The organism is Paraburkholderia sp., from assembly GCF_036488795.1.
Taxonomy (GTDB): domain Bacteria; phylum Pseudomonadota; class Gammaproteobacteria; order Burkholderiales; family Burkholderiaceae; genus Paraburkholderia.
This window is the reverse complement of the sequence record NZ_DASXHA010000169.1, coordinates 119,379-133,333: the sequence shown is the minus strand read 5'-3', so window position 1 is coordinate 133,333 and position 13,955 is coordinate 119,379. Positions and strand designations below refer to the sequence as shown.

Sequence of the window (13,955 nt, the reverse complement as noted above, 5' to 3'; positions counted from 1 at the left end):
GGGCCATGCATGAGATGAGCATTGCGAGCAGTGTCGTCGAAATCTGCGCCGAGCAGGCAAGGGGGGCACGCGTGTTGCGCGTGACGCTGGAAATCGGGCAGCTCTCGGCGGTCATGCCGGAGGCGATTCGTTTTTGCTTTGACGTGTGTGCGAAAGATACGCTTGTCGAAGGCGCGGCACTGGAGATTGTCGAGACGCCGGGGCAGGCGCGCTGTCTTGCCTGCGGCGCCACGATGGAGGTGGTGGTGCCGTTCGGTCAATGCGCTTGCGGCAGCGAAGACCTGGAACTGGTCTGCGGACAGCAACTGAAGATCAGGCAGATGGAGGTGATGTGATGTGCACGACATGTGGATGCTCCGGACCGCAGGCGGCAACGGTGACGGACCCGGACCAGGAGGAGCAGACGCCGCAGGCGAAGCCGAACAGCGAGCGTGTGCCGGGCGAGGGGAATGCCGCTACCTATCAGCGTGTGGAGACGCATGAGCATGGGCATATGCATGCGCATTCACATTCACATCCGCATGCACATTCGCACGAACACAGTCACGATCATGTTCATCATCACAGCACCGTCATCACGCTGGAACAGGACATTCTTGCCAAGAACCAGTTACTGGCCGAGCGCAATCGCGGCTGGTTGGCGGGGCGCTCGATTCTCGCGGTGAATCTGGTCAGCTCTCCGGGTGCGGGAAAGACCGCACTGCTCGAACGCACGATCCGCGACCTTGGAGAGACATTACCGCTTGGCGTGATAGAAGGTGATCAGGCCACCCTGAACGACGCGCAACGTATCCGCGCAACCGGTTGCCGTGTGGTTCAGATCAACACCGGCACGGGATGTCACCTGGACGCCGACATGGTTGCCAAGGGTCTCAGGCAACTCGACCCGCCGCCGGGTTCGGTTGTAATGATCGAGAACGTGGGCAATCTGGTGTGCCCCGCGTTGTTCGATCTGGGCGAACAGGCGAAGGTGTTGATCCTCTCGGTGACGGAGGGCGAAGATAAGCCCGTCAAATATCCGCATATGTTTCGCGCGAGTTCACTGCTGCTGCTAAACAAGATCGACTTGCTGCCGCATCTGCGTTTCGACGTGGCGCGTTGCGTCGAGTACGCACGACACGTCAACCCTGCCATCGAGATTCTGCAGGTCTCGGCGGAGACCGGCGAAGGCATGCAGGCGTGGTACGCGTGGCTACGCACCCATAGCGAAGCGTGTGTCTGATCGGCAAGCCTCGCGGGCACCGCGGCGTCCGGTTTCATTGATCGCGCCAGATCGGCTTCATCTGATGTCAGTGTGCGCGCATTGACAACATATGTTGCTGGGAGGTATAAATCCGTATCGGATGTTGAAGCGATCTGCGGCAGGACGCGTGCCGTATCGTTCTCAACGCACAGCACACAGGGTTAAAACGAGGCATCAGTGGCGGCGCACGAATTGGAGCTCATCCGCATTTCCGGTCAACCGGACGATATCGGTTACAGGCTGGGTGAACTGGCGAGGCCGGTCATGGCGGCTTATATGCAGCAAAGTGCCGCGTGGCCGGCGGTTAGCCGGTGGCGCGGCCATCCATATGTGAAAACGTTGCGCCGCGTAGCGGAGGCCTGTTTTCCCGCGCTGGTTGCGGAGCTGGACGGTATGGCCGCGGGCCTCGGGTGGTCCGAAGAAGACGTATTCCTGTGGAACTGCCGTGGCGAGCTGATTCATCACGCGCCCGATGGTTGCACGACGCTGGCGGCCGCGTCGGGCAATGCGCGTTTTATCGCTCACAACGAAGATGGCGACCCGCATCTGCGGGAGCGCTGTTTTCTGGTGGACGTGCAGCCGGCCGGCAAGCCAGGTTTCATCAGTTTCTACTATCCAGGTTCGTTGCCGGGACACACATTCGCAGCCAGTCGCGCGGGGCTCGTGCAGGCCATCAACAATTTGCGCATTCGTGTGCCTGCGGCGGGCGTGCCGCGCATGATCCTCGCACGTGCGGTACTGGACGCGAGCTCGCTTGACGAGGCCGTGATGCTGTTGCGCGACACACCGCGCGCCAGCGGCTTCCACCACACGCTGGGCTGTGCCGGCGACGCGCGCCTGCTGAGCATTGAAGCCACCGCGCAACGCTGCTCGGTGGTAGCGAATACGACGCTCTCCGGCCACGCGAATCATCTGATCCATAACGGTTGCGAACGGGAAGCACAAATCGTGACGGATTCGTCCCGGGACCGTCAGGCACGCGTCAATGCGCTGCTATCGGCGCTTCATGCGCCGGTGACCGGCGATGCGCTGGTGGCAGTGCTGCACGACTAGGCACCGGCGGGATTGCCCATTTATCGTGACGACCCCAACGACCCTGATGACGAAAACACCCTTGCCACAGCGCTGTTTCGCCTCGAAGCGGATGGGGTGGCGATGCAGGTGTATCGGCAGAGGCAGTGTGCGTTCAATACTTTCATTTCTCAGGCGACGCGGCCGGCTCCGTCCATCTGAGCGATGCCTTTCTTTTGCCGCTCAGCGCAAACAGGCAATGAGGATTCAAACATGACCACTGTGTTTCACCGTACTCCGAAGCAAATTCTGCCCATCGCTGTTGCGGGTGACGGTATCGAGATCATCGATTCGACCGGCAAGCGGTACATCGATGCCTCCGGCGGCGCAGCCGTTTCGTGCCTTGGCCACAGCAACCAGCGCGTCATCGACGCGATCAAACGCCAGTCGCAGCAATTGCCTTACGCACACACGTCGTTCTTTACCACGCAGGTGGCGGAGGAACTCGCTGATCGTCTGGTGGCGAGCGCGCCGCAAGAACTGGGGCATGTGTATTTCGTTTCGGGCGGATCGGAGGCGATGGAAGCCGCGTTAAAGCTGGCGCGTCAATATTTTGTCGAGAAGGGCGAGTTGCAGAGGCGGCACTTCATTGCGCGTCGTCAGAGCTATCACGGCAATACGCTGGGTGCACTGGCAATTGGCGGTAATGCATGGCGTCGTGAGCCGTTTCTGCCGATTCTGATCGAGGCACATCACGTTAGTCCATGCTATGCGTATCGCGAACAACGCGTAGACGAGACCGAAGAAGCGTTTGCACAACGTCTTGCCGATGAACTCGAAGCGAAGATCCTTGAACTCGGCGCGGACACCGTGGCGGCTTTCGTCGCAGAGACCGTGGTGGGTGCGACAGCAGGTGCCGTCCCGCCGGTACGCGAATATTTCCGCAAGATTCGCGCGGTCTGCGACCGCTATGGCGTACTGCTGATTCTCGACGAGATCATGTCGGGAATGGGGCGCACCGGCTATCTGTACGCATGCGAAGAGGACGGCGTCGTGCCTGATCTGCTGACCGTGGCCAAGGGTTTGGGCGCAGGCTATCAACCGATTGGCGCGACGCTGGTGAGCAACCGTATCTACGATACGATTGTGGGCGGCTCGGGATTTTTTCAGCACGGTCACACGTATATTGGGCATGCAACAGCGTGCGCGGCGGCGCTCGAAGTGCAGCGCGTGATTGCGGAGGATCACCTGCTGGACAATGTGCAGGCGCGCGGTGAACAGTTGCGCGCGCAACTGCGTGCGCACTATGCGCAGCATCCGCATGTTGGCGATGTGCGGGGCCGCGGGCTGTTCGTCGGCGTCGAACTGGTCGAGGAGCGTGCCGGCAAGACGCCCTTCGACGCGAAGTTGAAACTGCACGCAGCAATCAAACGCGAAGCGTTTGCGCGCGGCCTGATGGTGTATCCGATGGGCGGCACCGTCGACGGCAGGCGGGGCGACCACGTGCTGCTCGCGCCGCCGTTTATCTGCACGTCGCAGGATATCGATAGCATCGTCAGCCGTCTTACGGAGGCAATCGAAGGCGCGCTGTTTTCCGTGGGCGTGCGTGCCGCCTCCTGAGAGATCGATCGACCGGGGACGCCATTTGCGAGGATTTTCATGAATCAACGATTGCCGCATTTCGACGCAGCACATGCCACGCCCGAGCAGAAAGCCGTCCTCGACGAGATTCTGTCCGGTCCGCGCGGTAACCTCAACGGCCCGTTTCTGGGCTGGATTCACAGTCCGGAACTGGCTCAGCAGGCGCAACGACTGGGCGCGTTTTGCCGCTACCGGACGGGCCTGCCGCTGCGTCTATCGGAACTCGCCATTCTGGTGACCGCCGCGCGCTGGCAGGCGCAGGCAGAATGGCACATCCACTATCCGATTGCGCTCGAAGCGGGCGTTCAGGAAGCGGACGCGGAGGCGATCCGCACAGGTCGGCAGCCGGCGTTCGCGAATCCGGACGATGCCTTGATCTACGCGTTCACCAGCGAGCTCTACGATACGAAGCGGGTTTCGGACGCGACTTATGCGGCGACTGTGGCGCGCTTCGGACATGATGTCACGATCAATCTGACTGCGTTGCTCGGCTACTACGCGCTGGTTGCGATGACGCTGAATGTGTTCGGGATGCGGGCCGAAGGGCAGACGAGCTTGCCGTTCGCGGAGTGAGCCGACGCGGCGGTTAGCACGGGCGTGCGCAGACATCTACCTAGGTGCGACGCCCTAGCTCTGCCATGAAATCCTGGGTGCGCTGCGACAGGCCAGAGGAGAGAATCAGTGCCCGGTTCGCTGCGTTGGCGACATGGGGACGGGCGCTTGCTTCCAGATCGTCGGCGGCGGTCTCCAGCCAATCGGGAAACTTGTCCATCAGCGCATCAATCAGAACGGCGGCTTGCCGGCGGTCCTTGTCTGCCTTCAACGCGTGTGATGCCGTGCGAAGGGTGCTGACCACCAGCTTGTGCAGAGCGAATCGCGCCGGATCCGGCAACATGACCGGAACCGCATGTTCCTTGCCGAGGATAAAGCCGCGCGCCGGGTTCGACACCAGATACCTGAAGTAGGGAAGCCCGGTTGCGTGTGCGCGCAAGTGGGGTAGCGCCTTCGTTTCATAGGCGTCGCTACCCGGCACGAGCAGATCCACCTTGAGGGGTTGTCCGCGGGCCTTGAATGAGGTTGCAGGCCGGCGTGCGTCCAGTTCCGGCACTTCGAGAAAGGGCAGGCTGCTGTCCCGCAGAATGTCCAGAAAGCTGCGCTCTTCGGGGATGGCGAGCGCGATCGTTCCCGCACTGCCAATGTCGATGTCCTCAGTCCGGTAATTCGCCGGCAAACGAACGCCCAGGCTATTGAGGAGCGCGCCGAACGCGTGAGAGCCGACGAGTACGCCGCCGTGGTTGAAGATGCCGGCGTTGGAGAGCGTTGCAATGGTGAGTGCCGAAGAGTTGTCGGCAGCGGCAAAGCCCGCCTTGCGCAGGACCTGGACATCGGCGGCCAGCGCGCGCATCTCCGCGCTCTCAAGCAGTTTCGCTTCGAGTGCGTGGTCGGTTTCCGGTGCGCCGGCGCGGCCCAGCGAGGTCTCCTTGTGCTTTCCGGAAGCCAGATAGACGCGCCAGTAGACGTAGGTTTTCCCGTCCACGGTCTTCTGCGCGGCGGAGCCCGGCGAATGCAACGAAATCTGCGGCAGTGTGCCGGCGCGCTCAGTGACCGAGGAATACAGTGTCTGGAGCGCGTCGTTATGGAAATCGGTCATGGCAAGCACGTTTTATACCTTAGGATTTAATCATAGGGTATAAAATTTATGGAGTCAAAATTTATACCTTAGGGTCTTATTGTGAGGTATAAAAATGGGCGCCGAGACAGTGTCCGCCTTCCCGGGTCGCCCGTCAGCCAAGCGACGCCGGTCCCAATAACGGCCTATGATGAAGTTCGGTCTACGCCCGCGCCTGCCGCGCTGCGTGGCAAACTCGATCGACGCCGATACCGCGAAACCCCGGGGCGGGACCGTTGCGGTAGCGTCAATGTTCGATTGCACGGAACCGGCAGGGCACAAACAGGAGAGAGCGATGAAGCGCAAGGCATCAGCGGTCTGGCAAGGCGGCCTGCAGGATGGAAAGGGCTCGATCTCGACGGATAGCGGGGTCCTCAAGGACACCCAGTATTCGTTTTCAACGCGTTTCGCGGACGGTATCGGCACAAATCCGGAAGAATTGATCGCGGCGGCCCACGCTGGGTGCTTTTCGATGGCGCTCTCCGGCGAACTGGGCAAGGCGAATATCAAGGCAGAGCGCATCGACACGACATCAACGGTGACGCTCGACAAAGACGGCGGCGGCTTCGCAATCACCGCGGTCCATCTGGACGTGAAGGTGAAAATCCCCGGCGGCGATCGGGCTGCATTCGAGAAAGCCTCGGCCGACGCCAAGGCGGGTTGTCCCGTCTCGAAGGTGCTGAAAGCCACCATCACCATGGACGCGACGCTCGAGACCTAAGCTTGATCCGGTCACGATACGCGCACCACGAATGGGCGCTGGCGCTATGTAAGGCCAGCGTCCGTTTTTTTGGTGTCCCGTTCTTCGACGATAACCCGCTTATCCAACGCTTGATTTATTGAACGGATGGTCATAATATCCGCCTCTATGACTGAGCCTGCCATCCCGAAGAAATCTTCCGCAACCAGCACCCGGGGCCGGCCGCGCGAGTTCGACACGTCCACGGTTCTCGAGAATGCGAGCGAAGCGTTCCGGCGCCATGGCTATCACGCCACTTCGATCGACGATCTGTGCAAGGCAACCGGCCTGTTGCGCGGCAGTCTGTACGGCGTATTCGGCGACAAGCACGGCATCATGCTGGCTGCGCTCGACCATTACGCCGACGGCTCGCTGGCCCGTCTGGCCGAGCGGCTGAACGCGCCGGTGCCGCCGCAGGAGGCGTTGCGCAATGCGCTGCTTCACTACGCACGGTCTGCGTCGGTATTGGCGGCGCAGCGCAGTTGCCTGATTACGAACACCACACTCGAAATGCAGACGGGCGACGACGCCTTGCGCGAGCGCATCGCATCGATTCACCGCCGCATGGCAACCCTGCTGGCGGCCACGGTAATTCGCGGCCAGGCGAGCGGCGCCTTCAATTCGACGCTCGATGAAAAAGCGGTCAGTAATTTTCTGCTGTGCGTCATCCAGGGGCTGCGCGTACTCGGTAGAACTGCTCACCAGGAGGGCGAACTGCTCGCGATCGTCGAGATTGCGATGCGCGTGCTCGTCTAAATTTTTTGTCTATTTTTTGAACGAACGGTCATGAATAGTGAATGCATGAAATCATCCTCCGTGGCCTTTACCGCCTCGGCGGCTGGTCCGGGCGCCACGGGCCTGGCGTCGGGCGCGGCGGCAACGGCGGGTTCGACGGCGGCCGCCGCCACGCCGCGCTTCGAGCGTCAGGGGCTTGCGCTTGCCGTGCTGTTCGTCGGGGCGTTTCTTGCGCCGCTCGACTACTTCATCGTCAATCTCGCGCTGCCGGCCATTCACACCGGCCTCGGCGCCACTGACGCGCAACTTCAGCTGATCATCTCCGCCTACGCCTCGGCGTACGCCGTGCTGCTGATCACAGGCGGGCGGCTTGGCGATCTGTTCGGGCGCAAGCGGATGTTCATGGCGGGCATGGCCGGCTTCGTGGTGTCCTCGGCCATGTGCGGTCTGGCGCCGGGCGGACATATGCTGGTGATTGCGCGCCTCGTGCAGGGGGCCGCTGCAGCGGTCATGGCGCCGCAGGTATTGGCGACCATCCGCGCCGTCGTGCCTCTCAACCAGCAGACTCGCGTGATGAGCTTTTACGGCTTCGTGTTCGGGCTGGCGTCGATCGTCGGGCAACTGGGCGGCGGTGCGCTCATCACATACAGGCCATTCGGCCTCGACTGGCGCATCATTTTCCTGATCAACATTCCGGTGGGCATTCTGGCGTTTATCGGCACATGGAAGCTCGTGCCGGAGAACCAGCCTGCCGTGCGCACGGGCGTCGATCTGAAGGGCGTCGGCTTGCTCTCGCTGCTGTTGCTGCTGGTCATTTATCCGATGACGCACGGCCGCGAAGCCGGCTGGCCTGCGTGGACCTTTTTCATGTTCGCGCTGGCCGTGCCTGCGTTCGTGTTGTTCGTCGCGACCGAGCGGCGCGTCGAGCGTCGCGGCGGGCATCCGCTGGTCGATCTGCAACTGTTTCGCAATCCGGCCTTCGCACTCGGGCTGGTGCTGGCCTTCCTGTTCTACTGCAATAGCGCGTTCTTTCTCACTTACGGGATCTTTCTGCAGACGGGTTTGCACTGGACGCCGCTTGCCTCCGGCATGGCGATCATGCCGTTTGCGCTCGGCTTCGTGGTGGGGCCGTTATTGTCGCCCGCGGTGGTGCGGCACGTCGGCGGCCATGTGCTGACGCTCGGTTTTTCGATGATGACGCTTGGCTTCACCGTGACGGGCTGGTCCGCCACCCATGCGGCCACGCCGGACCTGCTTTTCTATTGCGGGCTAGTGTGCGCGGGCGTCGGCCACGGCCTGTTGCTGCCGTCGATCATGCGTATCGTTCTCAACGAAGTGGTGCCGGAGAAGGCTGGGCTTGCGTCAGGCGTGGTCTCGTCGACCTTGCAGATTGGTTCGGCTTTCGGCACGGCAGCTATCAGCGGGGCGTTCTTCGGCGTGCTCGGCGGCCGCGCGACGCCGGACGCCTACGCGCACGCTTTCCAGTACAGCCTCGGCATCAATGCGCTGCTGATGTTCACGTGCATCGGATTGAGCGTGCTGCTAGTGAGGCACCAGAAGATTGCGCTGGGCCGGGTGGCCTGAACGGTATCGGTTCGAGGCAGCCCGTATTCATGCATATCGCCACTCCCTAAAAAGGCAAGGCTGAGTGCTGACTGGCAACGTTTACACCCGCCATTTCGAGCCAGAGTTTAATGGGTCGCCAGGGAAGGTGCGATATTCATGGGTGATTCCAGGGTTTATGGGTGATTAGTCAATAATTGATCTGATAAAAGCTTATTCAGTAACTTAAACAAATCTGCATGTCTGACAAATTTTTGAAGGAAGGTTTTACATCCTGTTAATCGTGACTGACGTAAATAGTTCCCGCGGCTTGCAAGACAGTGCCGGAAATTGGGCCAAACTCCCGTTACGGCAAGGGTTTTCACGGTATGAGCATTATTTCACCAGATGAACGGATGACCAGAATGTCATTCTCGCCTGGATGAAAACGGTATCTCTAGAAATCACTTGCGGCTGTCATATTCGATTGTTAATCTTGGAAAACTTTAAAACCTTCCACCAATCGGTCGTTTGTGCCAATGGGTTAAAACAGCTCAACGCGTTCGTACCGGGGATTGATATGCTGACTGCCACCCTCGATGCATTTGATACACCTTCTGTCATGTTGAATGTCGGCGATGTCGTTACGCTCAAAACGGGCGGCGCACGCATGACCGTGACCTTTGTTGGCCCGGTTGGGCTGACTTCTACTGATTCCGGCGACAACTGGCTCGTCTGCCAGTGGTTTGACGAACATGGCGAACTGCGCCAGGAACGCTTCGAGCGCAACCAGGTGCGGGTAGAGCCACGCTCCATTCCGGCGGGGTCGGTGAAATTGCGCGCGTACTCGCGCGTCGCGCATTCGAGCTAACTTGCAGCGGGCGCAGGCGGGCCATCTGGCCCGCCAGGTTCGGCCGCGCGTCTTGTCTGAGCTTCTTGCGGCGCATCTGACAAATCCATCGCTATCGCCCAATACACGTCTCCGTGCGTTTTCCTGCGCACGGCGTGCGTGTGGTCAGGCCTCGACGGCCTTCGCCATTTCAGTGGTCTGCTCCCAGCCGAGCCCCTTATAGAGCGGGCGGCCCATTTCCGTCGCATGCAGGATGGCGTAGGTCAGGCCGCGTTCATTGAAAGCCTGCATCGCGCAATCCATCAGCGTGCGCGCAATGCCGCGCTGGCGATGGCTCGGCTCCACGTACACGTTCAGTACATAGCCGCGCCGGTCCTGGTCTGGATGCAGCGGATGCGGCGGCCAGTCGATCTCCATCAGCCCGATGCCGGCCACGGGCGCGTCGTCGTCCAGTGCCAGGAAACCGAAATACGAACCGTCGGCAAGCCGCGGCTGCAACCATGCTCGAAAGGCCGGCGTCATCCGGTCCAGTACCGCCGGATCTCGCCCGGCCTCTCGGAACATTTCGTAGCGGTGACGACAGATCAGATCGAGGTCGCCGACGGCGAGCGGGCGCGTGTGCAGCATGAGCGAGGGTTCTCCGGAAAACTAGCGGCGCGCTTCGGTCGCCATGCGTACCGCCAGGCCGGCGAGCACGGTGCCCATCAGCCAGCGTTGCAGGACGAGCCACGTCGGACGCTGCGACAGGAACGCCGCGATCGAACCCGCCATGGTGGCGACGAGCGAATTGACGGTGAGGCTGAAGGCAATCTGCACCGATCCGAGCACGAGCGACTGCCCGAGCACATTGCCGTGCTGCGGATCGATAAATTGCGGCAGCAGCGATAGATACAGCACCGCGATTTTCGGATTCAGCAGGTTGGTGACGAAGCCCATGGCGAACAGTTTGCGCGGGCTGTCCGCCGGCAGGTCGCGCACCTGAAACGGCGAGCGGCCACCCGGTTTGACGGCCTGCCATGCGAGCCACAGCATGTACAACGCGCCGCCGAAGCGCAGCGCGTCATACGCAAACGGCACGGCAAGCAGCAAGGCGGTGATGCCGAGCGCGGCGCACAGCATATAGAAGAGGAAACCGAGCGCGACGCCGCCGAGCGAAATCAGCCCGGCCGTGCGGCCCTGGCAGATGGAGCGCGAGACGAGGTAGATCATATTCGGTCCGGGCGTGAGCGCCATGCCGAGCGAGACGAATCCGAAGGTCAACAGCTTGCTGAGTTCAGGCATTGCAAGGTTCCATGAAGGTTGAGAATGGGTCCAGCCGAGCTCAGCGCTGATCCTTGCCGCGCGTTGCGCGCGTCTGCACACGCTGGATCAGCATCGTGGAAAAGGTCCGCATGCGCACCACGCGCCGCGTTTCTTTCACTTCGGTTTCGACGTTCTTCGGCGGGTTCGGCTGGAGCGCCCAATAGAGCGCCACGAACCAGCCGAACCCGGTCCAGCCGAGGCACGCATTGAACAGCGCGAGCGTCAGCAGATCGTGGCGCTTGCGTCTGTCTGCGATGATGGCCGGCAGAAAATACAGCCCGAGCGCCACGATCGCGCCGACCACCTGAATGACGATGCTGCTGCTTCCCATCGCGATACTCCAAGGGGTGTACGGGTGGTACGAACCTTTCAATTGTCGCGCGATTGCAGCAATCGCGCAGCCTCGCCGTAATTCCGTTCGATATTAATGCTGCATCGCCGCGTCGTGCATTGGCCGAATGGGGGGCTTCAGACCAGCGCGCGAGAGGTCTATCATGTGCGTTTCGATTGCACCGGACCCCACTATGATCTCCGACGACACCACCCAGCAGGCAACCCTCAATCACGACACGCTACGTGAATTCGTCGATCGCAAGTGGAACGACGAGATCGTGCCTGCGTTGACGGACTACATCGCCATCCCGGCGAAAAGTCCGGCGTTCGATCCGCAATGGGTCGAGCACGGCTTTATCGAACGTGTGATCACGGACGCGGCGCAATGGGCCGAACAGCAGCCGGTGCGCGGTCTGAAGCTGGAAGTGATCCGTTTGCCGGGCCGCACGCCGGTGATCTTCTTCGAGTCGCCCGCCACGCGCTCGGGCAGCAGCGAAACCATCGTGCTGTACGGCCATCTCGACAAGCAGCCTGAATTCGACGGCTGGCGTAACGACCTCGGGCCGTGGACACCGAAGCTCGAAGACGGCAAGCTCTACGGCCGCGGCGGTGCGGACGACGGCTACGCGATTTACGCCAGCATTACGGCGCTGGCCGCGCTCGACGCGCAAGGCATCGAGCGTCCGCGTTGTGTGGGCCTGATCGAGACCTGCGAGGAATCGGGCAGCTACGATCTGCTGCCTTATGTGGACGCGTTGCGCGAGCGGCTCGGCAAGGTCGGGCTCGTGGTGTGCCTGGATTCGGGCGCCGGCAATTACGACCAGTTGTGGCTCACCACCTCGCTGCGCGGCATGGTGGCGGGCGACCTGGAAGTTCAGGTGCTCGACGAAGGCATTCACTCGGGCGGTTATGGCGGCATCGTGCCGTCCAGCTTCCGCATCATGCGGCAACTGTTCGACCGTCTGGAAGATCCTTCGAACGGCACGCTGCTGCCCAAGGGTTTCCATTGCCCAATCCCGGCCGATCGCCTGCGCGAAGCGGAGGCCACGGCCCACATTCTGGGGGACGACGTCTGGAAGAAAATTCCGTGGGCTTGCGGTCAGGATGGCCGCCAGGTATTGCCTACCACCACGGACCCGAAGGAAGCGCTGCTGAATTCGACATGGCGGCCATCGCTGTCCGTCACGGGCGCGGCGGGCCTGCCCGCTATCGCGGATGCCGGCAACGTGCTGCGTCCGCGTACCGCGTTCAAGCTGTCACTGCGCCTGCCGCCGCTCATCGACGCGGAGAAGGCTGTCCGGGAACTGAAGGCTTTGCTCGAATTCGATCCGCCGTACAACGCGAAAGTCACCTTCAAGGCCGAGCATGGCGCGGCTACAGGGTGGAGCGCGCCGGAACTGGCGCCGTGGCTCGCTACGGCACTCAACGACGCATCGCGCCAGCATTACGGGGCGGACTGCGCATACATGGGCCAGGGCGGCACCATCCCGCTCATGAACGTGTTGAAGGAAGGTTTCCCGCACTCGCAATTCATGGTGTGCGGCGTGCTCGGTCCAAAGTCGAACGCGCACGGCCCGAACGAATTCCTGCACGTGCCGTACGGCAAGAAGCTGACGGCGGCGGTGGCGCAGGTGATCGCTGCTGCGCCTTGAGCGTGACAGGGCATCGCGTCCGATGGACCGGGAGCGCCCAGCTCCCGGCGAGTATCCTTGACACGCACCAATCCGAAAGATCCCACTGATCCGCAACGATACCCACGAATGAACGATACCCGCGCCGCCCAACCGTCCGCATCGAATCCGTTGAGAATCTCCGTCGATCACCTGCATGCCTATGTGCGCGCTATCTGGGAGCAGGCGGGCAGCGCACCCCGCGAGGCCGAACTGGTCGCCGATCACCTGGTGGCCGCCAATCTGACCGGCCACGATTCACACGGTGTCGGCATGATTCCGCGCTACGTCGGCTCGCTGCGGGACCAGGAACTGAAGCTCAATCTGCACGCCGAGGTGGTGCGCGATGCGGGCGCAGTGCTGACCGTCGAGGGCGGCAAAGGCTTCGGCCAGGTGATCGCGTATGAGGCAATGGAGCAAGGCATCGAACGGGCGAAGCGACTGGGCATCTGCGCCGTGGGGCTGCGCGGCGCACATCATATCGGGCGCATCGGCCATTGGGCCGAGCAGTGCGCGCGCGCCGGCCTGGTGTCGTTTCACTTCGTCAACGTAGCGGGCGATCCGCTGGTTGCGCCATTCGGCGGAATTGACCGGCGCATCGGCACCAATCCGTTTTGCGCCGCCTTTCCGCGCAGCGGCCAGCCACCGTTGGTGCTGGATTTTGCCACCAGCGCGGTGGCGTTCGGCAAGGTCAGGGTGGCATATAACCAGGGCAAACAGGCGCCGGCCGGCTCGCTGATCGACCACGAAGGGCATGCCACGCTCGAACCTCAGGTGATGCTGGAGGCGCCCGTCGGCTCGCTGTTGCCGTTCGGCGGTCACAAGGGCTTCGGGCTGGCGTCGATGTGCGAGATTTTCGCGGGCGCGCTGTCCGGCGGCTACACGACGCATGCGGACACACTGGGCACGAACAGCGCCATCATCAATTGCATGCTGTCGGTGATCATCAATCCAGCCGCGTTCGACGCACCCAACGCCGAGGCTGAAGCACAAGCCTTCGTCGACTGGGTGAAGGCCTCGCCGCTCGCCGAGGGCACCGAGCGCATCTATGCGCCGGGCGAACCGGAGCGCGCTACGAGGGCCGAGCGCGAGGCGTACGGCGTACCGGTCGATCCGGCCACCTGGCAGCAGATCCGCGAAGCGGCGTTGGCGACCGGTATGCCGCCAGAGCAGGTCGAACGGTGGTCAAGGCATTTACAGTGACTGGCCTTGGGTGAGGC

General features: G+C 62.0%; 14 protein-coding genes and 1 pseudogene. 11 read left to right on the top strand and 4 right to left on the bottom strand.

Annotated elements, in window-relative coordinates:
• Window positions 1-5 precede the first annotated feature (5 nt).
• From hypA to VGH41_RS24770, 5 genes and pseudogenes are all read left to right on the top strand, one after another.
• Entirely contained in the window at window positions 6-335 is a 330-nt protein-coding gene (hypA, locus tag VGH41_RS24790) for a hydrogenase maturation nickel metallochaperone HypA (protein WP_331600299.1), read from the top strand.
• 41 nt (window positions 336-376) lie between these two features.
• Window positions 377-1,222 (top strand): hydrogenase nickel incorporation protein HypB, encoded by an 846-nt coding sequence (hypB, locus tag VGH41_RS24785; protein ID WP_331600298.1) that lies wholly within the window; start codon window positions 377-379, stop codon window positions 1,220-1,222.
• Between the two features lie 213 nt (window positions 1,223-1,435).
• A pseudogene (locus tag VGH41_RS24780) lies at window positions 1,436-2,476 on the top strand (C45 family autoproteolytic acyltransferase/hydolase).
• Between the two features lie 51 nt (window positions 2,477-2,527).
• The gene (locus tag VGH41_RS24775) at window positions 2,528-3,874 is read left to right on the top strand and encodes an aspartate aminotransferase family protein (protein ID WP_331600297.1); all 1,347 of its coding nucleotides are present in this window, start codon (window positions 2,528-2,530) and stop codon (window positions 3,872-3,874) included.
• Between the two features lie 39 nt (window positions 3,875-3,913).
• Window positions 3,914-4,468: a carboxymuconolactone decarboxylase family protein gene (locus VGH41_RS24770; RefSeq protein WP_331600296.1), complete on the top strand. Its 555-nt coding sequence runs from the start codon at window positions 3,914-3,916 to the stop codon at window positions 4,466-4,468.
• A 40-nt stretch (window positions 4,469-4,508) separates the two neighbouring features.
• On the opposite strand, the gene VGH41_RS24765 is transcribed toward VGH41_RS24770, so the two are convergent.
• Window positions 4,509-5,546 (bottom strand): GSU2403 family nucleotidyltransferase fold protein, encoded by a 1,038-nt coding sequence (locus tag VGH41_RS24765; RefSeq protein ID WP_331600295.1) that lies wholly within the window; start codon window positions 5,544-5,546, stop codon window positions 4,509-4,511.
• A 313-nt stretch (window positions 5,547-5,859) separates the two neighbouring features.
• Here VGH41_RS24765 and VGH41_RS24760 point away from each other — a divergent pair, with 313 nt between their 5' ends.
• The 4 genes from VGH41_RS24760 to VGH41_RS24745 all read left to right on the top strand — a co-directional run bounded on the left by VGH41_RS24760 (window position 5,860) and on the right by VGH41_RS24745 (window position 9,451).
• Window positions 5,860-6,285, top strand: a complete 426-nt coding sequence (locus VGH41_RS24760) for an OsmC family protein (protein ID WP_331600294.1) — start codon at window positions 5,860-5,862, stop codon at window positions 6,283-6,285.
• 147 nt (window positions 6,286-6,432) lie between these two features.
• The gene (locus VGH41_RS24755; protein ID WP_331600293.1) at window positions 6,433-7,059 is read left to right on the top strand and encodes a TetR/AcrR family transcriptional regulator; all 627 of its coding nucleotides are present in this window, start codon (window positions 6,433-6,435) and stop codon (window positions 7,057-7,059) included.
• A 30-nt stretch (window positions 7,060-7,089) separates the two neighbouring features.
• Window positions 7,090-8,622 (top strand): MFS transporter, encoded by a 1,533-nt coding sequence (locus VGH41_RS24750; protein WP_331600292.1) that lies wholly within the window; start codon window positions 7,090-7,092, stop codon window positions 8,620-8,622.
• Window positions 8,623-9,160: 538 nt separating this feature from the next.
• Window positions 9,161-9,451 (top strand): YodC family protein, encoded by a 291-nt coding sequence (locus tag VGH41_RS24745; protein WP_331600319.1) that lies wholly within the window; start codon window positions 9,161-9,163, stop codon window positions 9,449-9,451.
• Window positions 9,452-9,595: 144 nt separating this feature from the next.
• On the opposite strand, the gene VGH41_RS24740 is transcribed toward VGH41_RS24745, so the two are convergent.
• Genes VGH41_RS24740 through VGH41_RS24730 form a run of 3 tightly spaced genes read right to left on the bottom strand, consistent with a single transcriptional unit; the run spans window position 9,596 to window position 11,063 of the window.
• A complete protein-coding gene (locus VGH41_RS24740; protein WP_331600291.1) occupies window positions 9,596-10,057 on the bottom strand; it encodes a GNAT family N-acetyltransferase in 462 nt (153 codons plus the stop codon).
• 21 nt (window positions 10,058-10,078) lie between these two features.
• Window positions 10,079-10,711, bottom strand: a complete 633-nt coding sequence (locus tag VGH41_RS24735) for a LysE family translocator (protein ID WP_331600290.1) — start codon at window positions 10,709-10,711, stop codon at window positions 10,079-10,081.
• 40 nt (window positions 10,712-10,751) lie between these two features.
• Entirely contained in the window at window positions 10,752-11,063 is a 312-nt protein-coding gene (locus tag VGH41_RS24730; protein ID WP_331600289.1) for a superinfection immunity protein, read from the bottom strand.
• 193 nt (window positions 11,064-11,256) lie between these two features.
• Here VGH41_RS24730 and VGH41_RS24725 point away from each other — a divergent pair, with 193 nt between their 5' ends.
• Entirely contained in the window at window positions 11,257-12,717 is a 1,461-nt protein-coding gene (locus tag VGH41_RS24725) for a M20 family metallopeptidase (RefSeq protein WP_331600288.1), read from the top strand.
• Window positions 12,718-12,825: 108 nt separating this feature from the next.
• Window positions 12,826-13,938, top strand: coding sequence for a malate/lactate/ureidoglycolate dehydrogenase (locus tag VGH41_RS24720; protein WP_331600287.1), 1,113 nt, complete (start codon window positions 12,826-12,828; stop codon window positions 13,936-13,938).
• Window positions 13,939-13,955: the final 17 nt, after the last annotated feature.